This window comes from Sorangium sp. So ce375, assembly GCF_051473855.1.
Taxonomy (GTDB): domain Bacteria; phylum Myxococcota_A; class Polyangia; order Polyangiales; family Polyangiaceae; genus Sorangium.
In genome coordinates this window covers 12,243,074-12,265,830 of record NZ_CP150335.1, presented here as the reverse complement: position 1 = coordinate 12,265,830, position 22,757 = coordinate 12,243,074, and the positions used below count along the sequence as shown (strand labels likewise).

General features: G+C 69.4%; 18 protein-coding genes. 14 read left to right on the top strand and 4 right to left on the bottom strand.

What is annotated here, in order from left to right; all coding sequences use genetic code 11:
* Positions 1-45: 45 nt before the first annotated feature.
* From WME90_RS45565 to WME90_RS45555, 3 genes are all read left to right on the top strand, one after another.
* Complete coding sequence (locus WME90_RS45565; RefSeq protein WP_437278374.1) at positions 46-327, top strand: hypothetical protein; 282 nt, start codon at positions 46-48, stop codon at positions 325-327.
* Positions 328-525: 198 nt separating this feature from the next.
* A complete protein-coding gene (locus tag WME90_RS45560) occupies positions 526-807 on the top strand; it encodes a hypothetical protein (protein ID WP_437278373.1) in 282 nt (93 codons plus the stop codon).
* A 168-nt stretch (positions 808-975) separates the two neighbouring features.
* Positions 976-4,047, top strand: coding sequence for a tetratricopeptide repeat protein (locus tag WME90_RS45555; RefSeq protein WP_437278372.1), 3,072 nt, complete (start codon positions 976-978; stop codon positions 4,045-4,047).
* A 34-nt stretch (positions 4,048-4,081) separates the two neighbouring features.
* Here WME90_RS45555 and WME90_RS45550 read toward each other — a convergent pair whose 3' ends face one another.
* On the bottom strand, positions 4,082-5,611 hold the full coding sequence (locus WME90_RS45550) for a sigma-54-dependent Fis family transcriptional regulator (RefSeq protein WP_437278371.1): 1,530 nt from the start codon (positions 5,609-5,611) through the stop codon (positions 4,082-4,084).
* Between the two features lie 726 nt (positions 5,612-6,337).
* Between WME90_RS45550 and WME90_RS45545 the strand changes: the two genes are divergently transcribed.
* Positions 6,338-7,504 (top strand): hypothetical protein, encoded by a 1,167-nt coding sequence (locus WME90_RS45545; RefSeq protein WP_437278370.1) that lies wholly within the window; start codon positions 6,338-6,340, stop codon positions 7,502-7,504.
* Positions 7,505-7,543: 39 nt separating this feature from the next.
* Here the strand turns inward: WME90_RS45545 and WME90_RS45540 are convergent, their stop codons facing one another.
* Positions 7,544-8,995 carry a peptidoglycan-binding domain-containing protein gene (locus tag WME90_RS45540; RefSeq protein WP_437278369.1) on the bottom strand — a complete coding sequence of 484 codons (1,452 nt, stop codon included), beginning with the start codon at positions 8,993-8,995 and terminating at the stop codon, positions 7,544-7,546.
* An 868-nt stretch (positions 8,996-9,863) separates the two neighbouring features.
* On the opposite strand from WME90_RS45540, the gene WME90_RS45535 reads away from it, so the two are divergent.
* The 5 genes from WME90_RS45535 (at position 9,864) to WME90_RS45515 (ending at position 16,339) form a co-directional block, all read left to right on the top strand.
* On the top strand, positions 9,864-10,454 hold the full coding sequence (locus tag WME90_RS45535; protein ID WP_437283748.1) for a Uma2 family endonuclease: 591 nt from the start codon (positions 9,864-9,866) through the stop codon (positions 10,452-10,454).
* A 299-nt stretch (positions 10,455-10,753) separates the two neighbouring features.
* On the top strand, positions 10,754-11,518 hold the full coding sequence (locus WME90_RS45530; protein ID WP_437278368.1) for an ABC transporter ATP-binding protein: 765 nt from the start codon (positions 10,754-10,756) through the stop codon (positions 11,516-11,518).
* Positions 11,519-13,639 (top strand): FtsX-like permease family protein, encoded by a 2,121-nt coding sequence (locus WME90_RS45525; RefSeq protein ID WP_437278367.1) that lies wholly within the window; start codon positions 11,519-11,521, stop codon positions 13,637-13,639.
* 1,045 nt (positions 13,640-14,684) lie between these two features.
* On the top strand, positions 14,685-15,137 hold the full coding sequence (locus WME90_RS45520; RefSeq protein WP_437278366.1) for a hypothetical protein: 453 nt from the start codon (positions 14,685-14,687) through the stop codon (positions 15,135-15,137).
* 77 nt (positions 15,138-15,214) lie between these two features.
* On the top strand, positions 15,215-16,339 hold the full coding sequence (locus WME90_RS45515; protein ID WP_437278365.1) for a hypothetical protein: 1,125 nt from the start codon (positions 15,215-15,217) through the stop codon (positions 16,337-16,339).
* Between the two features lie 10 nt (positions 16,340-16,349).
* On the opposite strand, the gene WME90_RS45510 is transcribed toward WME90_RS45515, so the two are convergent.
* Positions 16,350-16,670, bottom strand: coding sequence for a hypothetical protein (locus tag WME90_RS45510; RefSeq protein WP_437278364.1), 321 nt, complete (start codon positions 16,668-16,670; stop codon positions 16,350-16,352).
* A 171-nt stretch (positions 16,671-16,841) separates the two neighbouring features.
* Here WME90_RS45510 and WME90_RS45505 point away from each other — a divergent pair, with 171 nt between their 5' ends.
* Complete coding sequence (locus WME90_RS45505) at positions 16,842-17,372, top strand: hypothetical protein (protein ID WP_437278363.1); 531 nt, start codon at positions 16,842-16,844, stop codon at positions 17,370-17,372.
* A gap of 19 nt (positions 17,373-17,391) precedes the next feature.
* Positions 17,392-17,835, top strand: coding sequence for a hypothetical protein (locus WME90_RS45500; RefSeq protein ID WP_437278362.1), 444 nt, complete (start codon positions 17,392-17,394; stop codon positions 17,833-17,835).
* Positions 17,836-17,894: 59 nt separating this feature from the next.
* Here WME90_RS45500 and WME90_RS45495 read toward each other — a convergent pair whose 3' ends face one another.
* The gene (locus tag WME90_RS45495; protein ID WP_437283747.1) at positions 17,895-18,542 is read right to left on the bottom strand and encodes an RNA polymerase sigma factor; all 648 of its coding nucleotides are present in this window, start codon (positions 18,540-18,542) and stop codon (positions 17,895-17,897) included.
* On the opposite strand from WME90_RS45495, the gene WME90_RS45490 reads away from it, so the two are divergent.
* From WME90_RS45490 to WME90_RS45480, 3 genes are all read left to right on the top strand, one after another.
* Entirely contained in the window at positions 18,537-18,662 is a 126-nt protein-coding gene (locus WME90_RS45490; RefSeq protein WP_437278361.1) for a hypothetical protein, read from the top strand. The genes WME90_RS45495 and WME90_RS45490 overlap by 6 nt on opposite strands.
* A 393-nt stretch (positions 18,663-19,055) precedes the next feature.
* Positions 19,056-21,002 (top strand): YgiQ family radical SAM protein, encoded by a 1,947-nt coding sequence (locus WME90_RS45485; protein ID WP_437278360.1) that lies wholly within the window; start codon positions 19,056-19,058, stop codon positions 21,000-21,002.
* Positions 20,977-22,203, top strand: a complete 1,227-nt coding sequence (locus tag WME90_RS45480; RefSeq protein WP_437278359.1) for an aminotransferase class V-fold PLP-dependent enzyme — start codon at positions 20,977-20,979, stop codon at positions 22,201-22,203. The genes WME90_RS45485 and WME90_RS45480 overlap by 26 nt, the downstream gene beginning before the upstream one ends.
* The last annotated feature ends 554 nt before the right edge of the window (positions 22,204-22,757 follow it).

Below are 22,757 nucleotides of genomic sequence, written 5' to 3'. Positions count from 1 at the left end.
GCTTCAACGCGAATTCGACGTCGATTCAACCACCGAGCCAGGCACGTGGCGCGTGGGTCGACGCGCAGAGGGCGGCTCGCCGGCGCCGAGACGACCAACAACCCGAAGGAGCTGACCATGAAGCACCTGTTCTTCGCCGCGTTCTTGCTGCCGGTCGCGCACGTCGGCGCTGCCGACCCCGCCACGCCCGGATCGAGCGAAGGCGCGGTGGTCGAGGCTGCCGCCGAGATCCACACCGAGGTGATGCCGCTCGCCGCGCCCATCTGCCTGCCCGGTGAGAAGCTCGTGTGTACCCTGGGGCCTCCGCCTCGCTGCCGTTGCGAATGACCGCCGCGAAGGGCCGTCGAGCGCGGCCCGCGCCGGCCCTTCCGCGAGCGCGTAGCTCGCAGGGAGCGGGGGCCGCTGGCGACTTCGCAGCAAGGGCCGCTCGCCGTGAGCGCCTGTCGTTCTCAGAGACATCGCTGTTTCACCTGTCCGGTCACCATCGAGGAGAGTCGAATGTTCACTCGCTTTACAAAGCAATCCATGTCCGTCCTTCTCGCGTCGCTGCTGGCGAGCTTCACCCTGTTCGGCTGTCAGGTCGAGGTCGCCGAGGAGCCGTCTCCCGACGGCGAGGTGGGCGAGACGGGCCAGGAATTGCTCAACTGCAAGGGCCAGTGCGCCAAGTTCTACATGCTCTGCCTCCAGTGGGGCGAAGACTACGAATCGTGCGCCGCCGAGCGCGATGCCTGCATGGCGGAGTGCGACGAGCAGACCTGCGAGCCCGGGGAGCCCGGTTGCTGCCAGGGTCAGCCGACCTGCTGGTAATCGCCTTTCCCTCGAGGGGCCGCGCCCGGAGCGGCTCCCCTCCTTCGCTCGCGCCTCCCTCGCCGCCGCGAAGAGGTCCCAGGACCCATCTCCTCTAACGGTGGGGAGCGCTCCGGAGGCCAAGGGAGGGCGACGCGGGAGACCACAGGGCATGCTAGAAAGCGTCCTGTGAGTCTGGGGGAAAGCGCGATCGTCTGCCCAGGGTGCAGCGCGGAGAACTCTCCGTTCAACCCACGCTGCACCCGCTGCGACGCGCCGCTCTCGGACGAGCCGCAATCGCGCTCCGCGACCGCCGAGGAACTCCCGTCGAGCCGTTCCACATCTCGCGACGAACACGCTTCCTCGAGCCTCCCGATCGATCCGCTCGCGAGCACGATCGTCGTCCCGGACGGCGGCGTGCCCGTGCCTCCGGCGCTGCCCGGGGCCGAGGTGTCGCTCAATCTGCGCCCTGGCACGAAGCTCGGCCGGTTCGAGGTGGTCGATCGCCTCGGCGAGGGCGGCATGGGCGTTGTGGTGCGGGCGCGCGATCACGTGCTCGGCCGCGACGTGGCGATCAAGGTGCTGCGGCCCGAGGTGCTGGGGCGATCGGGCGCGTCGAACGCGCTCGCGCGGCTCGTCCGCGAGGCGCAGGCCATGGCGAGGATCAAGCACCCCAACGTCGTCACGGTGCACGAGGTCGACGTCTCGGACGGGCAGGTGCGCGTGGTGATGGAGCACGTCGAGGGCCGGACGCTGCGCGCGTTCTGCGAGGAGGAGCGGCGGCCCGTCGCGGAGGTCCTGGCGGCGTTCCTCCAGGCGGGCAAGGGGCTATCGCAGGTGCACAACGCGGGCCTCGTGCACCGCGATTTCAAGCCCGACAACGTGCTTGTCGGCGCCGACGGCCGCGTGCGCGTCACCGATTTCGGGCTCGCGGGGCTCGCGGAGGGCGAGGCCGGCGGCGGCCGCTCAGAGGCGAGGATCGATGTCGCGCTCACGCGCTCGGGCTCGTTCCTTGGGACGCCGGTCTACATGGCGCCGGAGCAGCACCGGCGAGAGGCGGCGGATGCGCGGGCCGATCAGTATTCGTTCTGCGTGTCGCTGTGGGAGGCGCTCGCGGGCGAGCGCCCGTTCGCGGGCGAGACCTACGACGAGCTGCGCGAGAACGTCGCGCTCGGGCGCGTGCGGCAGCCGCCGCGAGGGGCCGAGATGCCGGCGCGGATCCGCCGCTGCCTCGATCGCGGGCTCTCCGTCGACAGGGACGCTCGATATCCCGACATGGACGCGCTGATCGCCGATCTCTCGAAGGATCCGGCGGCGGCGTGGAGGCGCGGGCTCGTCGCGGCGTCGGGGCTCGCGGTCGCGGGCCTGCTCGTGTTCGCGTTCGCGCGTCAGCCGCCGGACCGGCTCTGCAAGGGCGGCGAGGCGAGGCTCGCGGGTGTCTGGGACGAGGCGACGATGGCCAAGGTGCGGGCAGCGTTCGTCGGCACCGGGCGGCCATACGCGGAGGACATGTACCGGCGCGTGGAGAAGGCGCTGGATGAGCGAGCGCGCGCGTGGGTCGCGATGTACGCGGACTCGTGCGAGGCGACGCACGTGAGGGGCGACCAGTCGGCCGGGCTGCTCGATCTCCGGACGGTGTGCCTCGAGCGCCGCCGCCAGGAGATGCGGGCGCTCACGGCGCTCTTCGCGCACGGCGCGGACGCCGAGGTGCTCGATCGATCGATCGAGGCGTCGCTCGCACTCCCAGGCCTCGCGGGCTGCGCGGACGCGGGCGCGCTGACCGCGGCGGTCCCGCCGCCCGTGGACGCCGCGGCGCGGGCCCGCATCGACGCCCTGCGAGGTCGCCTTGCCGAGGTCAGGGCCCTCGACGAGGCCGGCAAGTTCGGCCAGGCGCTCGCGCTCGCGCGGCCGATCGCCGACGAGGCCCGCGCGGCGGACCATGCCTCGATCGAGGCCGAGGCGCTCTTGATGCTCGGGCGCGCGGCGCGGGACGCGCACGACGCCCCGGCCGCGGAGGCGGCGCTCCGCGAGGCGCTGCGCGCGGCGGCGCGGGCCAGGGACGACGCCCTCGCGGCGGAGGCGTGGCCCCAGCTCATCTACGTGGTGGGCTATCTTCAAGGCCGGCACGCCGACGCGCTCGCGCTGCAGCTGGCGGCCGAGGGCGCGGTCGAGCGGACCGGGGGCGACGCGCTGGCGAGCGCGCGGCTGCTCGCCACGCTGGGCAGCGTCCTCGACGAGCAGGGGAAGTACGGCGAGGCAGCGCAGCACATCGAGCGCGCCCTGGCGGGCTTCGAAAAGGCCCTCGGCCCGAGCCATCCCGAGGTCGGGGCGGCGTGGAGCCGCCTGGGCACCGCCCTCCTCCACCTCGAGAGGTTCGACGACGCGGAGCGCGCAACCACTCGAGCGCTCGCCGTCCGAGAGGAGACGCTGGGCCCCTCTCATCCGAGCGTCGCGCTCACGCTCAACAGCCTGGGTCGCCTCTTCAACACCCAGGGCAAATACCGAGATGCGTTGCCCCGGATCGAGCGCGCCATTGCCATTCAGGAGAGGGCGCTCGGCCCCGATCACCCGTTCCTTGCGGCCTCCGTCAACAACCTGGGCAACGCGCTCGTCATGCTCGGAGAGACCGACGCGGCCAGGCGCGCTCACGAGCGGGTGCTCGCCATCCGGGAGAAGGCGCTCGGCCCCGATCACCCCGACGTGGCGTCATCCCTGAACAACATCGGGGCCGTCCTTGAGATGCAGCAGAAGTTCGCCGAGGCGACGCCTTATTACGAACGGTCGCTCGCGATCCGTGAGAAGGCGCTCGGCCCCGATCACGCGAGCGTGGCCTCCTCGCTCGGCAACCTCGGGAGCGCGCTCGTCGCGCAGAAGAGGTATTCCGAGGGCCTGGTGCGCCTCGAGCGCGCCGCGGCGATCCAGGAGAAGGCCGTGGGCCCGAGCTCGCACGCCGTCGCATCGATGCTCACCGGGATCGCGAGCGCCTACGACGACATGGGCGAGCCGGGAAAGGCGCGCCCGTTCGCCGAGCGGGCGCTCGCCATCTATGCGGAGAAGAGCGAGGGCGTCTCTCCCATCGAGCTCGCGGATACGCGCTTCCACGCGGCCCGGGCGCTCTGGGGCTCGGCGCGGGACCGGACGCGGGCGATGAAGCTCGCGACGCTGGCGCGCGACGCCTATGCGGCCGAAGAGGGGGAGTACGCGAAGCGAGCGCTCACGACGGCGAACGAGTGGCTCGCGGCGCACGGCGGCGCGCGGTGAAGCGGGGGCAGCGCTCGGGGAGGAGCTCCCGACGTCACCCATCGAAGGCAGGGCGCCGGCCGCCTGCTCCGGCCACCCGGTGCTTCGCCAGCAGCTTCTGCAGGTACGTCCGGTTGAACCCGGACTCCCGCGCTGCCTGCGACACGTTCCCCCCGTGGCGATCCATCAGCGCCACGAGGAACGCACGCTCCAGCTCGGCGACGCCCGCCTCGCGCGCCGCGTCGAGCTCGTCGGCGGAGAGCCGCGAGAAGCGCGGCGCCAGCGGCCCGGGGGCTGCGGGCTGAGCCACATCGGGCGGGAGCAGATCGACATCGAGCTCCGGTCCCGCCGCCAGGATGCACGCGCGCTCCACCACGTGGGCGAGCTCGCGCACGTTGCCCGGATACGCGTGCTCGCGGAGCGCCCGCGCGGCGCGCTCCGTGAAGCGGGGCCGCTCGCCGGGGCGTTTCCAGCAGGTGCGGAGGAAGTGCTCGACGAGGAGCGGGATATCGCCCGCGCGCTCGCGCAGCGGTGGAATCCCGATCTCGATCACCTTGAGCCGGAAGTACAGATCGCGCCGGAACTTCCCTGCCTCGACGAGCGCCGGCAGATCCTGGTGCGTCGCCGCGATAACGCGGACATCGACCTTGTCGGTCCGGTCGGAGCCCACGCGCTGGATCTCTCCGAACTGCAGGAAGCGCAGGAGCTTCGCCTGCACGTCGGGCGCGATCTCCGCGACCTCGTCGAGGAAGAGCGTGCCTCCCTGCGCCGACGCGACCCTCCCGACGCGGTCCCGGTCGGCTCCGGTGAACGCGCCTTTGACGTGGCCGAAGAGCTCCGACTCGAGGATGGCGCCCGGCAGCGCCGACGTGTGCAGCGTGACGCAGGCCTTGCCGCGCCGCGGGCTGTTCACGTGGAGCGCGCGGGCGATGAGCTCTTTGCCGGTGCCCGTCTCCCCGCGCACGAGCACGGTCGCGTCCGAGTCGGCCACCTGCGCGACCGTCTTGAGGAGCGCGAGCATCCTGGCGTCCTGGGTGACGATGCCCTCGAAATCGTAGCGGGCGAAGAGGTCGTGCTCGAGGCTCTGGTTCCGGCGGCGAAGCGCCTCGCGCTCGATGGCCCGCCTCAGGAAGAGCCCTGCGAGCTCGGCGAACTCGGCGACGAAGCGGAGCGCCTCGCCGCTGGCGGCGCGGGTCCTGTACTCCACGTAGACGGCTCCATAGACGTCGGCGCCGTGGGCGAGGGGCGCCACGAGCGCGGCGGAGGCGCCCGACTCCTCGAGGCTCTTGAGGAGCGAGGAGCGCGGCTCGTCGGCGTCCCTGGAGAGGTGAACGATCTGCCGAGTCTCGATGGCCTGCCGCACGAGGCCGCGGCTGAACTTGCGCTCCTTGTCGGAGGTCGTCGCCTTGTCGAAGTGGACCGCGAACTTCTGCTGGTACGATCCGTCCTCACGGACAACGATGAAGCCGCGATCGGCGCCCGTCGCCTCGAGGACGCGGCGGAGCACGAGCTCGGGAGCCTTCGCGTCATCGTCCTCCGAGAGGAGGATTCTTACGATCTGAAGGAGCGAGGGGTAGAGATCCATGGCCGCAGCGGCCAGGGTACGATGAGGGGGCAAGGGTGCACAGAGCGATTTCCCGTGGCGTCGGCGGTTCTGCCGTGGTGTCGCCCGGGAGCGTCGCGGCGAATGGCTGGTCGCCCGCGCGCGCACTGACCTGGCACCGGTTGCTCGCCGGGGACGTGGTCCGGGCTGCATTGGGTGGGGGAGCGGTCGGCTTGCGCTGCCTCTACGGTACGCACCGAGGGCACCGCCGGAAGCGTCCGGCCGACCCAGGATCGCGGGGTTAGCGCCCGCCGTCGGCAGGTCCCTCTGTGCCAATGTCGGGTAGGACAACTCCCCTGTGGAGAGAGAGCGCGCGCGGAGAACGAAGGGCGGGCCCCTTTGTCCTCCCCTCCGTGCTCGGCACAACAAGGTGCATTGAAGGCCGTCGGGGGCGCCGTGCCACCGCAATTGCGATGCTTGTTGCGCAGGCCGACCAGGGCGTTCCCTGGTTGATAGGGGCGGCGCCAGCCCCGCGCGTCGGGGCGCGAGTTTGCTCACATTCCGGGAGCATGTTGCAATCCGTGTCACGCGCGCACACATCCCCCGAATGTCCGGACACACGCGGTGCGACGAGAGCGGATATCCGAACCACTGACCACATCTCGCGCGCACCCTTATTTCCTGGTATGCGCATTGCGAGCGCTTAGAAGGGTAGGACGCCGGAGGCTCGGCCTCTCGTCCCTGCCACAGGAATGGGGTGGGCTGATTATGCTCTTCAAAAATCTGGCCCCGGCGGCCTTTCTGGCGCTCGTCACGGCAACAGCATTTCCTGGCCATGCCGACATGCCCGCCGTGATCGACGGCGAATTCCGGATCCAACCCTACGTACTGCCGAACGGTCAAGGGTATCGGCATCTCACATCGATCATCCACGAAGAGAAGAACGAACTGGTCCTCTTCGGCGGCCTGGGCAACGGCCCTCCATCGCCGCCGACGCCGATGAATCATAATGTGTACACGCTGAACCTGACGAAACCGCCGTCCCAGCAGCAGTGGATTAACCGAGGGCGCGATGTCGAGGTGGCGGAGCCGTGGTTCACAACCACGAATGGATTCGTCCAGCTCGACGACGAATACTATCTTGCATGCGATGACTCCGGCACCGATACGGTGTATTCCTTCGACGCGAACACGTACAAATTCAGCCCCCTGTCCACGTCACCCCTCACGGATATCAGCGCGGAGGATTGCTGCGCGGTCGGAGTGAAGATATGCCAAGGCAACGAATGCGGTGACAAGGCCGAAAAGAGAATCTACATCATGGGCGGGCAAGACCCCAACGCCGAAGGCTCCCTCTCGTTCGTCCGTTACTATTCGATCACCCATAATAGATGGGAGCAGGTGGCGAGCATGAACGTGGAGCGAAGGCATCTGGGCTGCGCCGCTGTCGCGCGGGGAGGGGAAGCGTCCATCTATGCGATATCCGGCGGCGATTCATCCATCGGCAAGTCGCTCCGCTCCATGGAAGTGTATGACATCGCGCAGGACAAGTGGACGCTGTATGACAATTTTGGCGTGGGTCGAACCCGGTTCGGCGTTCGGAACGTGGACGACAAGTATCTCTTGCTGATCGGCGGCGACGCGAATTGTACAGGCGGAATATGTCCGCAGCCTGATCAGCCGCTCCGCCGGATCGACATCATTGATGTCCGGAAACGAGATCCCAGGTTCATCTCCTCCGACGATTATGTGCTCCCGGAGCTCAATAGCCCGAGGCATAGCCCCGCGACGAGCTTGAGGAAGATGAAGGGCAACAACCAAGAAGAAAAATACATGCTCTACGTGGTCGGCGGCAGGACGCGCGACAGCGCAGGCTTGGGCGTGTTGACGACGACCGAGGTCTTGTCGTTCTCCAAAATCACCCCGCCAAAGTGAAGGGCGCTCCGTAGCGGCTCGACGTCGGCGTCGAGAGGTTCACCCCCGGATGGTCGCGCCGTGGATATGCGCCGCCAGATCGGCGTACTTCATGCGAAACCGCCCGCAGCCCTCCGGTAGCGGCGCTCGGGGCGGGATGCCCTGGCAGCTGTCGGATCCCGCAGGATTGCGCAGGATGACCGACGCGGGCGCGCCGTCGGCCCCACGCTCGATCTTCTCGCCCGCGACCCAGTGGTAGCCCCCTTCCCATTTCAGGAGAATGGGCACCTTCTCGCCGCGCCCCAGGGCCCCGGCGACATCGTCGGCGACGGACGCGCCGCTGCGCAGGAGCGACGAGACGCTCGTGTAGCTGCCGCCCATGATGTCCTGGAACAGGCTCGTGAAATTGCCGAGCGGGACGCGCGAGTCGCCCCCCAGAGCAGCCCAGAACGAGTCGTTGTCCTCGGGGTTGTCGTAATCGAAGATCCAGCTCATCAGGGTCGCGTGGTTCATGAGCGCGGACTGGAACAGCCGGTCGATGTCGATGCGGCCCGAGGCGTCGCGCGAGATCGCGTTGCGCGGCATCCTGAGCACGCGGCCGGAGCGGAGCGTCACCTCGCCCGCCTCCCGCGTGATCCCGTCGAGGAGCCGCACGAACTCGGCCGGATCGACGCGCAGCAGGACGTACTCCATCGTTCCCGCGCCGCACGTGCCGTGGCGCGCCCCCTGCTTGATGCGCAGCGGGTTGTCCACGTGCCGGATCGCCTGCGCGAGCACGAGGTTCGGATCGATGCCGCCCTCGAGGATGAGCCTGCCATCGCGCCGGACGCCCGCCATGGTCGCGAGGTTCGGCAGGAGCGCCCCCGCGTGCAGCCGGCCCGCGGCGAGCAGCCTGCCGAGCGCGGCCAGCGCGCGCGCGTCGCCCCCGAGCGCGCGCCTGACCTCGTCGAGGCGCGCGCTCCGATCGGCGGCGAGCGCGCCGGAGGCGGTGGTCGTCGGCCTGTCGCCGACCGAGTCGACGGCGGGCGGCGGGGAGTCCGGGTCCGGCTCGGCCCCGGGCACGAACTGCGGGAGCCTGCTCGCGTCCGTGAAGTAGCCCTGGTCGTGGCGCGAGGCCGCGGCGGACGCCTGGACCAAGGACGGCTTGCGGCCGAGCGCCGCCACCTCGTCCGGGCTGAGCCCCGCGGCCTTGGCCATGGCCTCGTCGAGCGACTGCGAACGCCGGGCCGTGAGGCGCCTGTCGAGGGCGGCGATCGTCGCGGCGTCGACGATGCCCGTCTGCGGCAAGCTCTCCGCCGCTTGCAACGCCACGATGGCGACGTGCGTCTTCGGCCCGAACGAGCCGTCGGCCTTCATCGCGTGGCCGAGCGCGCCGAGCGCCTCTTGCAGGGCGCGCACGCCGTCGCCGTGCGCCCCCTGCGCGAGCGTCGCCGCGCCCGCCGCGACCGACCTCACCACCTCGTTCGACGCGAGCTCGGGGGCGCCGAGCCCTGTATTTCCGCTGTCCCCCATGGGTCCCCTCCTGCGATCACCAGGCGCGCTGGGTCTGTCCCAGGATACCGTGCCCGACCGTCCCGCGGCTCATGCCGGCAGCACGCACCAGCTCGACGGCGCTGTCGCCGTACGGTGCGACGGGGGCGTGGGGACCAGGGGATCGAGACATCCTGGCCGATAAACAAGACAAAACTCGACGAAATCTAGAGAATAAGCTCAAATTACCAGCTAAATTCAGGCTCAATCCAGAATTTTATCTCTGGTAACTAGATAAACGAGAGCCACATCCAGAGAATCGTCTTAAAAAACCACATCAATGCACCCTGGATCCAGAGAAGAAGCTTAAAAATCGAGCCAATCAGGGCGGCCCGCTCGTGCTCACACGGCGAAGACACACCCGGGGTGGTGGGGGGGGCTTCCCCCACCCTGCCGGAATGATGGAGCCGCCAAGACGCCACAAGACGCCAAGATTTTTGTGTTTTTCTTGGCGTCTTGTGGCGTCTTGGCGGTTCAAAAGACCCCACCTTCGGCCAAAGCCCCCACCACCCGCCCCGGCTCGACCTCCAAGAGCCGATGTAGCTGGTTGCCTGTTCGTCTGGTCGCTGACGCGCCTATTCGTCAGTTCATAGACAATCACGACCTTCCGTGCCTGCGCCATAAGGCTTCGCCCTTCACCATCCATAGGTCCGAATGGCACCATGCATACCTTGGCGCCCGCGCTGCGTTGTGGCTGGCCATCGTGCATCGACGGCTCTCCGACGAGCGCTCGCTCCTCGCCGGGCGAGGACGCCTCCTGGCACGGCTTGATGTCGCTGATCTCGAAGGGCTCGACCTACCTGTTCCTCACCGCCTTGCCTCACCGCCCGCCCCCGGGCAGGCTTCGCCCATGGGCCAGCCCGCCGAGAAGCAGCGCCGCGCCACGTACGCCGACCTCGGCGCCGTCCCGCCGAACAAGGTGGCGGAGCTCGTCCGCGGCACCCTGCACGTGTTCCCCCGGCCGGCGCCGCGGCATGCACAGGCAGAGACCGAGCTGGCTACCGAGCTCGTTGGCGCGTTCGGGCGCGGGCGCGGGGGCCCTGGCGGCTGGCGCATCCTGGTAGAGCCCGAACTGCACTTCCCGGACCCGGCGGCGCCTGGTGAGATCGACGCGCTCGTGCCCGACCTCGCCGGCTGGCGGACCGAGCGCATGTCCGAGCTGCCCAAGACGGCCTACTTCGCGCTCGCTCCAGACTGGATCTGCGAGGTGCTGAGCGCATCCACGGAGAAGCTCGACCGCGACGAAAAGATGCCTATCTACGCGCGCGAGGGCGTGCGGTATGCGTGGCTGGTCGACCCCATCGCGCGGACCCTCGAGGCCCACGTGCTCGACGCGGATCGTCGCTGGGGACCCGCGGCCGTCTACCGCGACGCCGCGCGCGTTCGCGTCGCGCCGTTCGACGCCATCGAGCTCGAACTGTCCGTGCTCTGGGCGGAATAGCAGGTTACTACGCCGTAAGCCCCCAGCCATCGCCATGGGCACGGCCCTCTTGCGGCTCCCGCCGGCGTCGACGGTGCGGCGGCATCACGCGTCTCCCTCGCGAAGCTTGCCTTGCCGGCGGATCTGACATCCCGACAGAGCAGGTCCGCGGAGACAAACCTTGGCAACAGCGCCGGCGCTCGAATCCTCGCCGTCCTTCATGAAACGTCCTCTCCGTGAGCGGAGAGACACGCATCGTCGAGCCCCCTGAAGGTATCATCCTGTCGATACTCTCGACGATCCCGGCACCGCGCACGCCCATGAGCACCCCTTCGACCTCTGCCCCCGACGAGCCCGTCCTCCGCGTCCGCGCCCTCCACAAGTCCCACGCCCTCGGCGCGACCCCCATCGAGGTGCTCCGCGGCGTCGACCTCGACATCCACCCCGGCGAGATGTGCGCGATCATGGGCCCCTCCGGCGTCGGCAAGAGCACGCTGCTCTCGTGCGTCGCGGGCCTCGAGTCGCCCGATCGCGGCGAGATCCGCGTGCTCGGCGAGGACATGGCCGCCCTCGACGAGCACGGGCGGACCCTGCTGCGGCGGCGCCGCGTCGGCATCGTCTACCAGTTCTTCAACCTCGTCCCGACCCTCACCGGCTACGAGAACATCATCCTCCCCTACCTCATCGACGGCGCCGCGCCCGACCACGACGCCGCGTCGCGCATGCTCGATCGCGTCGGCATGCGCGCCCGCGCCGAGCACCTGCCCTCGCAGATGTCCGGCGGCGAGATGCAGCTCATCTCCATCGCCCGCGCCCTCGTCCGCCGCCCCGCGCTCGTGCTCGCGGACGAGCCGACAGGCAACGTCAACGTCGCGACCGGCCGCCGCATCATGGCGCTGCTCGCCGACGCCCTCCGCGACGCCGGCAGCGCCATGCTCCTCGTCACGCACAACGCCGAGGACGCCGCGCGCGCCCACCGCGTCGTCTTCATGCGCGACGGCCTGCTCCTGCACGACGCCGCCCTCGCGGGCCCCGCCGTCACCTCGGCCGCCGTCCACGATCGGCTGAAAGAGCTCGGCATCTGAATGCTCCTCCTCCTGCGCGCCCTCTTCCAGCCGCTCGTCCGGATCCTCGCCCTGCGCAACCTGCGCGCCGACCGCTTCGGCGCCATGGCCGCCGTGCTCGGCGTCGCCCTCGGCACGGCCACCGTCAACGTCGTCCTCATCCTCGACGTCGGGACGCGCGCCGTCGAGGCGAGGAGCGCCGTCACAAACCCCGACCTCCCCGTCTTCACCGATCAGACCGTCACCCTGCGCGGCCTGCGCCCCGACGGGCAGCCCATCCGCGCGGAGGACGCCCAGGAAGAGACCCACGAGGACTACGAGATCATGCGGTCCGCGATCCGCCTCGGCTCGCTCTCCGCGTTCCTCGTCGGCGCCCTCATCGTCTTCTTCACCTTCAACGTCGCCGTCGAGCGCCGCCGCCGCGAGATCGCCCTCTTGCGCAGCGCCGGCGCGCTTCCGCCGCAGGTCGCGGCGGTCTTCGTCCTCGAGGCCCTGCTGCTCGGCGTGGGCGGCGCGGCGCTCGGCCTGCTCGGGTCGATCCCGCTCGCGTACCTCGCCGCGAAGGCGGGCATCACGACGACGGGGCGCGCGCGCATCCCGCTCGACGCCATCCGCCTGCCCTGGAGCGCGATGCTGCTCGTCTGCGGGACCGGCGCCCTCACCGCGCTGCTCGGCGTCCTCCGCCCGGTGCGCGACGCGCTCCGCCTCGACATCGCGCGCGCCCTGCGGCCGCGCTTCGTCGAGGGCGGGGCCGAGCAGCGGCGGCGCATGCGCGGCGTCACGCTGCTCGCGCTGCCGTTCATGGTGCTCGTCTACGGCCTGCTGCGCCCGTTCTTCCGGGAGTCGGTGCCGCTGTTCGCGTTCTTCGTCCTCGAGGCGGGCCTCGCGTGCGCGGCGTTCCTCGCCGCGATCGTCTTCGTCCCGGACCTCGTCGCGCGCCTCGGCGCGCTCGCCGTCCGCCTCGCGCCGCGCCGCTGGGCCGCGGAGCGCCTGCTCCTGCGGCGCCGGGTCGAGCACAGCGGCCACGAGCTCGCGTGGAGCGTCGGCGGCGTGATGATGGTGTTCGCCCTGCTGCTCGCGCTTCACATCGCGACGGCGGCGCTCAAGCAGGAGGTCTCGGCCTGGGCCGGCCGCGCGATCGCGCCCTACGCGTTCCTCTACCCGGACGAGCCGCTCGGCCACGCCGAGCGCCTCCTGCCGAGCCTGCCAGGGCGCCTCGTCGCGGCGCGCTTCTCGAGCCGCACCCCGTGGCCCAACGTCGCCTACGCGGTGCCGGCCGACGAGCTCCGCGCGCTCGCCGAGGCCACGGGCCGCGCCGAGTCGATCGCGCTCGCCCGCCGCTTCGGCCCGGGCAAGGCGCTCGTCTCCACGATGATGGCCCGCCGCTTCGGGGTCGGCCCCGGCGACCAGCTCGAGGTGGGCGGCCGCGCCGGGACGCGCCGCCTCGAGGTCGTCGGCGTGACCGACGAGCTCGGCTACGTCCACGCGGCCGGCGCGTACCGCAACCTGCGCACGTACGCGGTCATCGAGGCGTCCGATTTCCCGGTCATCTCCCCGTACGCGACCGCGATCGGCCACACGATCGCCGTGGCCGATCCCGAGACGGGCGCCGCGGCGGCGCGGGGCGGGTCGGCGACGCCGCCGTGGGCCGAGCTCCTCGCCGACGTGCCGCGCGCGCGCGACGTCCGGATGCTGACGGGGAGCGAGATCGAGGCGGTCCGGCGGAAGGCGACGGGGCGCGACTTCGTGATCTTCGACATGATCCTCGGCTTCACGACGGTGCTCGCGGCGATCGGCGTGGCAAACCAGATGGTCCTCGCGCTGCACGCGCGGCGCCGGGAGCTCGCGCTGCACCGCGTGCTCGGGATGACGGCGGGGCAGGTCCGGCGGATGGTGCTGATGGAGGGCGCGCTGGTGGGCACGCTGGGCGGGGTGCTGGCCGTGCTGCTCGGGATCCCGCTGGGCTCCGCGGCGCTCGGGGCGCTGCGCACGGTGTCGACCTTCGAGGTCGAGATGAACATCCCGCCGGAGTACGGGCTGTTCACGGCGCTCGGGGCGACGGCGGTGGCCCTCTTCGCTTCGCTCTATCCGGCGCGGAGCGCGGGGAGAAGCAATGCGGCGGAGTCGGTCCACTACGAGTAGAGGTGAGTTGAGTTGAGCTGAGTCGGAGGACGCGCGCCCGTCCTTCACGAAACTGGCTCGGACGTCGTGGTCTCGTCACCCCGTCGCCCTCGGCAGGCGACCACGTTGCGCTCGGACGCGGCGCTTGCACACAGGCGTTGAGCGTGACGAGCCACGCGGCGTACCACGGGCGCGGCCCGGCCACATCGATGCGGGCCTGTGCAACGGTGCATCCGGCGCGTTCACCGCAACGGGCATGTCGCGCTCCAAAGCAGCTGTCACGGACAGCTTTGCTAGCCGTGGACAGGGCGCCTGCGCGCACCGGCGCCCAACGTCCCTGTCGTCGACGTCCCCTCTCCGCGCTCGCTGGGACGGCCGCCGCGCCGGACACGGCACGCCCGCTCAGGAAAATCGCTCAGGCCGGACGCGGAGAGCGGAACGCCCGTGCGCTCGAGGGGCGGCTATCCCGGAGGCGCTGATCTCTCGTCAGCACAGGGGTCTCCGCTCGATTTCCGCGCTCGCTCCCTGTTCCTGACAAGGACGAACAGCGACGGTTCGACCCTCGTCCCAGAGGAGGTATGTGTGCAATTGGACCAGCGGTTTGTGCAGATCTGGATCGGAGGCTTGCTCGCGCTCGTCTCCGCTCCAGCCGGAGCCGCCCAGCCCCCGGACAGCACGGCCGATGCTCGCTGAGGATATCACCCTCCTCCGGGGGAGCGCGCTGTGGCCCAGGGTTTCTGCAGCGCTGATTTGCCCCGAAGGGCCGCCGGCACAACGAGTCTCACACCCGCCGCAGCTGCGCCTCCTCGATCCACGGGAGCGCCTCGCAGCGCTGCACCGGCTCGTGATCCTCGTGCTCGCCGCGCCGCTCCAGGCGTCTTCGTCCCGGACCATCTCGGCGCCAGCGCGCTCGCCGCGCGGCTCACGACGCGCCGCGTTCACACCCTGCAGGTGTCCGCCGGGGGCTTGACACCGGAAAATGGTTCGGTTCTGCTACCTTTCGGGTCGGTAGCGCACACGACGCCGGCCGTTCGCGATCACCGTGGGTCGTGTGGAGGCATCGTTCATGAGCGACTCTGCGCCGCAAGCGGATACCGGAACGGCACCAGCTCCGGATCATCCTGAGAGGACTCTCCCAAGCTGGATCGTCCCGGCGGGCTTCATCGTGGGCTGCGCTTTTCTGCTCCTCACGCTCGCGATCGTGGTCCTCGTCAAGCCGGATCCCGGCCAGCAAGAGCAGATGATGCCGGCCATCCGCACCATCCAGGCGCTCGGAGGGGCCGCGTTCTCGATGTCGCTGAGCGGTTTCCTGAGCTTGAGATTGAACCTTCCGAACAAAGGGTACATCGTCGCAGGAGGAACGCTGGCGGTCTTCGTGATCCTGTATTTCTTTGCTCCCACCGGCAAAAATGTGAATGTCAAAGGGAACGGGAACATCACGGTGGTTGACAGCGACGGCTCGGTGCATGTCGAGCCGGGTGCGCGTACGGCGCCTGCAAGCTCCTCGGGATCGCCGTGAGGCGATACGTTCCGCTCCTAGCGGCCGCGCTCCTTTGCTGCCCGAGCCGACAGGCAGCGGCCCAAAACGTCTCCGTCGTGGGCTCCGACAACATCACAGTGACCAACACGACGGGCAACGTTGATATTCACGTCGGCGACACGCACACTGTTTACAACAACCAGTACGGGTTGAGCGCCGAGGACATACGAAAGATCGTTCAGGAGGCGCTCCCTAAGCAGGGCGATCTTGCGCTCTCAGAATTTAAGAAAATAGTTCTTCCGAAGCTCGATGACCTGGGAGTGGTCCGTCGCAGCATGGACGCGCAACGCCTAGAGTTGGCCCGGATCAGGCGCGACCTTCAGAAGCTCAGCGCCGCTGTCACGAAGGACCAGGCACAGCACCTTCGCACGATCGAGAACAGCGTCGCTAGCCTCCAGGCCCAACAAACCAGGTTGGAGAGCCAACTCCAGGGATTCGGCTCGGACATCACCAAAGAGCTCCGCGAAGGACTCAGCGGACTTTCGTCAGGCGTCGCCACCGTGATAAGCAGTATCCAGGAGGCGAGAAAGCAAGACGAATCGCGCCGTGAGAGCCGCGAGCGAGCGGAACGCGCGGAGCTCGAGCGCCGCAAGCGAGCGGAACGCGCGGAGCTCATACGCCCCAAGAAATCGCTCGAGTTCGGCCCGGCCTGCGACACACGTGGGCTGAGGTTGCGGGTGAGCGAGACTCGGTGCGGCTTCGATATCAGCGCAAGCTGGGAAGCCCTCCGCTTCGGGGATGACGTGGCGCTCGGTCCGTTCGCGGGGTTGGCCCTCGCGACCATACCCGACGATACCCATTACGTAGATCCATCGGGCACGTCACTGAGCACCAGCGAGCACCGTGGGGTATTCTGGGCTCTCCAGGGCGGCATGTACTTGCGGCTGCTGCGGACCTCTCGGGTCTCGATCGCAACCTGGTTGGGAGCGAGGCGCACCTGGAGAGAAAGCGAGGAGGGGCCGACGGGCCGGAAGACCGCTTTCTGGGCTTTCCCGCTGTACTTCGGTCCAGAGGTCCGCGCCGGAGCCGTATCCCTCGGCGCAAATCTTCTTGTCGTGGTCGACACCACGCCGAATCGGACAACATTTGAGTATTCCGGGGTCGGCTCAGATCTTCGCCAACTGGACGATGAGACGAATTTGTTCGGAGGCCTTCGGGTGTATGCGAAGCTTTCGTTCTAGCGCGCTGTTGTCAGGTCTGATCGCAGCGCTCACCTGCTGCGATGATGGCGGCGATCTGCTGGGCCCCGATTGCGCTCGTTGCGAAGCGCTCGGGCTGGGTTGCATGGAGGGGCAGTGCGTCGCGACGTGCGACGATGGCGGCGTTACCTGCGAGCCGGGTCACGCCTGCATCGACGCTGGCGGGGCGATGCTCTGTGACCTGCTCTGCGTCCCTGCGATGTGCGAAGAGGGCGAAGATTGTTCGAGCCCGCACGGAAGCTGTGTGCCTGTTGAGTGCAGCGAGAAGATAAGCTGCGCCAGCAAGAGCGATTTTTGCGATCTCGACTTTCATACCTGTCGCCCCTTGAGCGGACAATGTGCCTCAGCGCTCGACTGCCCGCTCGCACCAGAGGAGATAAGTCACACCGCCACCATCCGCTGCGGCGATGATCACGCCTGCACGGCGACGCGCCCCCCCCGTAGGCTCCCGTTTTTATGGGCACCTGAGGGGCTCGACGTCAGGGTGGACGAAGACGAACTGGAGGACATCCGCCAGCTGCGCATACAGTGGCAATCGGTCGACGCGCCCGTCATTGCGGTGCTCCTCGACGCCGTGCCGACGAGCGAGGACGAGTTTCGAAGTCACGCCGTTTGGGCAGGTTCGCGGCGCGCCGAGGACGTCCCCTACCTGGCCTGGGAAGACGGGTTCAAGGTCGTACCCGAGGTCGAACCAACGGAGACCTCGATGAGCTGGACTCCGTTGCCGACGGACTACGCCCCCTCGGGTCGTCTGTTCCTGGTCCTGCAGGCGCTTGAACGCGGCGAGCTGACGGCGATCAGCGATCTCATCGAGATCGCCGTGGATAAGCCGTTCCTCGCGGCGGGGGCACGGTGCAAGAGCGCACCTGGGGAGGGGAGTGAATGTGATCGACCGGATGCCCCGCAAGTGTGCTGGCAGGGCTCCTGCCGAGAGGTCTGCGCATCCGACCGGGACTGCCCGCGGACAAAGCCGTGCGAGCCGCCGCGCGGTGGCATACGCCTATGCGCGTTGTGATCGTGTGGAGGCATCACGCATGAGCGACCCTGCACCGCAAACGGACACCAGAACGGCACCAGCGCCGGATCCTCCTGAGAGTCCCCTCCCGCGCTGGCTCGTCCCGGCAGGCTTCATCGTGGGCTGCGTTTTTCTGCTTCTCCCGCTCGCGATCGAGCTCGTCATCCGGCCGGACGAGGACCAGCACAACGAGATGATGCCGACCCTCGGCACTCTCCGGGCGCTCGGAGGGGCCGCGTTCTCGATGTCGCTGAGCGGCTTCCTGAGCTTGAGATTGAACCTCCCGAGCAAGGGGTACATCGTCACAGGAGGAACGCTGGCGGTCTTCGTGATCCTGTACGGTTTTGCTCCCGGAACTGTAATAGGGTGCAGGAACATCATAGTGAATGGCAACGAGGGCCCGGTACATATCGAGCAGGGCGCGCGTACGACGACGAAGGGTTCCTGCGGTTTTTCGCCCTAAGACGACGAACAGGACGCACGTGAAGCGACGCCAGCAGCCGCCGCCCGCCTTCACGTTCCTCACCTCCCCGACCCGCGTCGCCGCGGCGCCGGCCGCCGCTTCGTCGTCGCCTCGGCGACGAACGGCTTGTCGCCGAGGCGCAGCGCGCTCCGCTGCTCCGGGTCGAGGCGCTTCACCGCCGCCCGGAAGTCCTCCCGGGCCAGCCGGAGCCGGTTCTGGCCCGTGTTCTCGTTGATCTGCAGCTCCCGGGCGATGTCCACGACCGGGATGTCGAGCATGTCGTGCATCACCAGCATGACGCGCCGCTGCGGATCCAGGGTGGCGAGCAGCGCGTCGATCACCTCGGCCCGCTCCGTCGCCTCCAGCTGCTGCTCCAGCCGGGGTCGCCTGTCGATGCCGGCGGCGATCGCGCTGAGCCGCAAGCCCTCCGGGACCTCGCGCCGCCGATAGGCCCGGTCGCGGTAGTGGCTCACCTGCCGCCACGCGATCCCGTAAAGCCACCGGTACAGCGAGTCCCACACCCGCCTCGGCTGCGGCCCCACGATCCACGGGAGCACCTCGCTGAGCTGCAGCGGCTCGTGGTCCTCGTCCTCGAAGTCGTCCTCGAAGAAGTCGTCCTCGTCACGCCGCCCCTGGAGGGCCCGCAGGAGGCGGCTCGCGTCGAAGGTCTCCAGATTGCGGTACGCCGCGAGGAGAACGTCGTGCATCACGTCCTCGCGATCGTTCGGCCCTATGCCAACCCCCCGGAGCAACCCGCGAAGGAAGGGAACACCCACCTCGTGCACCACAGCGAAGCTGAGATGTTTGGCGTGGAGGGCATCATCTGATCGTGAATCCACATATAATTTTTACGAACCCTCTTTCCGGGTCGTTTGGGAACCCTCCCCAGCGCGCAAAAAACCCTTATTTTGCAGCGTTTTTTGACGAGCTCACGAACGACTGACGCTGAGTGGAGCGCCGCGGCTCCCCGCGGTCTGCGGCCAGCCCTTATGTCGCGTCCGGCGATTCGATGCGCCGGTGGCCAGAAGCCGTGACCAGCTGGCCGGGTATCGTGCAATTTGTGCGTTTCTCCCGGGAAAACGCGGGCGGCGCCGTCCCGCCAGCCCCCGCTCGGAGGGCTCGGCCGCGACCCCGGCCGGGGCTTCCCGGGCGCGCTCCGGCCGCGCGCCCGGGGCCGCCCCCTTGCCGACCGCTCTCCCGGCCCGTAGGGTGACGGCGCCGTGCCCCTCACCCAGCTCCGCCGCAGCGCCGGCGCCGCCCCCCGCGACCTGACCGCCTTCCTGCCGACGACCCGGGAGGAGATGCGGGCGCGGGGCTGGGACGCGCTCGACATCCTGCTCGTCAACGGCGACGCCTACGTCGACCACCCCGCGTTCGGCGCCGCGATCATCGGCCGCTTCCTGGAAGGGCGCGGCTTCCGTGTCGGGATCATCTCGCAGCCCCGCTACCAGGACCCGAGCGACCTCCTGCGGATGGGCGTGCCCCGGCTCATGGTCGGGGTCACCGCCGGCAACCTCGACTCGATGCTGAACAAGCTCACCGCGCAGAAGAAGGTCCGCAGCGAGGACCAGTACTCGCCGGGCGGGCAGGTGGGCCTCCGCCCCAACCGGGCCTCGATCGTCTACGCGAACCTCTGCCGCCAGGCGTTCCCCGGCGTCCCGATCGTCCTCGGCGGCATCGAGGCGTCGCTCCGGCGCATCGCCCACTACGACTACTGGTCCGACCAGGTCCGCCGCTCGGTCCTGCTCGACGCCAAGGCCGACATGCTCATCTTCGGCATGGGCGAGAAGGCGGTCTGGGAGGTCGCCGATCGCCTCCGGCGCGGCGAGCCCGTCCGGTCGATCCGCGACGTCCGGGGCACCGCCGTCCCCCTGCGCAAGGGCGAGTGGGAGCACATCGAGGGCTCCCGCTACGTCGCCGACGGCAAGGCGGTGATCCTCCCGAGCTACGAGGCGGTGGCCGCGGACAAGGGCGCGTTCGCGGAGATGTCACGCGCGTTCCAGTTCGAGACGAACCCAGGCAACGCGCGCCCGCTGCTCCAGGCGCACGGCGCCGAGGCGGTGTACTTCAACCCGCCCGCGTTCCCGCTGGAGACGGGCCAGATGGACGCGCTCTACGACCTGCCGTTCACCCGGGTGCCGCACTGGTCGTACGACGCGCCGATCCCCGCCTACGAGACGGTGAAGCACTCGGTCGTCACGATGCGCGGCTGCTTCGGCGGCTGCACGTTCTGCTCGATCACCGAGCACGAGGGCCGGGTGATCCAGTCGCGCTCGGCGGACAGCATCCTGCGCGAGGTGCGGGCGCTGCGGCGCATGGACGGCTTCCGCGGCGTGCTCAGCGATCTCGGCGGGCCGACCGCCAACATGTACCAGATGCGGTGCAAGGACGAGGCGATCGAGAACGCCTGCAGGCGGCTCTCGTGCGTCTTCCCGGAGGTCTGCGAGAACCTGAACACCGACCACGGCCCGCTGCTCAAGCTGATGAAGGCGGTGCGCGAGGAGGACGGGATCAAGAAGGTCTTCATCGCCTCCGGGGTGCGCTACGACCTCGCGGAGCGGTCGCCCGAGTTCATCGAGGAGCTCGCCGCGCACCACACGGGGGGCCAGCTCTCGGTCGCCCCGGAGCACAACAAGAAGGACGTGCTCGACAAGATGAAGAAGCCGGGCATCGAGAGCTACGAGCGCTTCGCCGAGCAGTTCCGGTGCGCGAGCGAGGAGGCCGGCAAGAACCAGTTCCTCGTGCCCTACTTCATCTCGGGGCACCCCGGCTCGACGCTGCGGGACATGGTCGACCTCGCGCTCTACCTGAAGAAGAAGGGGATGAGGCCGCGCCAGGTGCAGGATTTCATCCCGACGCCGATGTCGATGGCGGCCTGCATGTACCACACGGGGATCGACCCGCTCACGCGGGAGCCGGTGTACACGGCGAAGGACCTGCGCGAGAAGAAGCTCCAGAAGGCGCTGCTCCTCTACTGGGACGCGGCGCACCACGACGAGGCGCGGGAGGCGCTGATCAAGGCGGGCCGTGGGGATCTCATCGGCACGAAGCCGCACTGCCTCGTGCCGCCGGCGGCCGGGAAGGGCGCGCCGCCGCGCTACCTCGCCAAGGTCCGCGGGGAGCGACGGGGGAAGCCAGCCGATGCGACACACCGCCGAAATCGATAAGGATCGCTCGTTCACCGCGAAGCTCGGCGATCGCGGCCTGTTCCCGCACCTCGCGCCGCTCGTCTACGTGAACCACGCGGGGATCTCGCCGCCCTCGCGGCCGGTGCGCCTCGCGATGATGGCGCTGCTCGACGACTACGCCGCGCAGGGGGCGGCCGCGTTCCCGGCGTGGTACGCGCAGCGGCTCCGCCTGCGGGAGAAGCTCGGCCGGCTCATCGGCGCGGTGGCTGACGACATCGCGCTGGTCCAGAGCACCACGCGCGGGCTCACGGACGTCGCGCTGTGCCTGCCCTGGCGGCCGCGCGAGCGGGTGATCCTCTTCGAAGGGGAGTTCCCGGCCAACGTGACCCCGTGGCAGCGCGCGGCCGCGATCTTCGATCTGGAGGTCGTCTTCCTGCCGCTCGGCGGCTTCGCGGACGGCAGCGGCTCGGGCCTCGCCCGGCTGGAGGACGAGCTCGAGCGCGGGGCGCGGCTCGTCGCGGTGAGCGCGGTGCAGTTCCAGACGGGCCTCAGGATGCCGCTCGCGGAGATCGGCGCGCTCTGCCGCGCGCACGGCGCCGAGCTCTGCGTGGACGCCGTGCAGGCGGTGGGCGCGATGCCGGTCGACGTCGAGGCGGCCGGGGTCGATTACCTCGCGTGCGGCGGCCACAAGTGGCTGATGGGCCTGGAGGGCACGGGCTTTTTGTACATCCGCCGCGAGCGCCTGCCGTCGCTGCGGCCAACGGTGGCGGGCTGGCTGAGCCACGAGGACGCCGTGAGCTTCCTCCTCCAGGGTCCGGGCAAGCTCCGGTACGACCGGCCGATCCGGCAGCGCGCCGACTTCGTGGAGGGCGGCAACCTCAACGCCGCGGGCTTCGCCGGGCTCGAGGCGGCGGTGGATCTGATCCTGCAAATCGGGGTCGAGCGGATCCACGAGCACGCGAACCGCTTCCTCGACCCGCTCGAGGAGGCGCTCCGGGAGCGCGGGTGGGAGAGCCTCCGGCCGGGAGATCCGGCGCAGCGGGCGTGCGCGCTCGGGGTGAGGCCGCCGGGCGGCGCCTCGGTGGTCGAGGTGTACCGCGAGCTCACCCGCCTCGGGATCGCCTGCGCGATCCCGGACGGCGTGCTGCGCTTCTCGCCGCACTGGCCGAACGCGCTGGACGAGTGGGAGCAGGTGCTGCTGTCGGCCGACGAGGCGCTCGGGCGGATCGCGAAGGGGTGAGTCGGCGTCGCGCGCGGCGCGCCGCGCGACGCCATCGCGATGAGGCCTGAGAGGGCCGTGCGTGGAGACACCGCAGCGCACGGCTCTCTATGCGTCCATTGCGGCGAGCGCGGTCAGAACCGCCTCGACGAGCACTCCTGTCGCTGCAGAGGGCGCTGCGGCACAAGCGACCTCGTCGCCCAAGAACGAATTTGCGGTGGCGAACCGACGCTGTCCGACGCTGCTCGCTGAACCCCTCACCCGCGCCGTCGCGCTCGGGGACGTCGTGATCCGTCCTGTAGCCCATGTCGCATTCCGTGGGGAAGCCGTCTGACATCCACGCATTGAAGGCCCCACTTTCACACTACAGCCTGTCGAGGCGGCGCCTCCCTCAATAACGTCATCGATGCTCGCCCTCCTTGACGCGCGCAAAACCCGAGAGGACGATGACAATGGCAATGAAGGACGGGACCGTCCTTCACGTGACCTAACCATCCACGTGTGCTCGTCCGCCGGCGCGCTCCGCGAGGCGCGCGACAGCAGCGAGCCGCTGTGGACCGCCTTCTACTATCCAA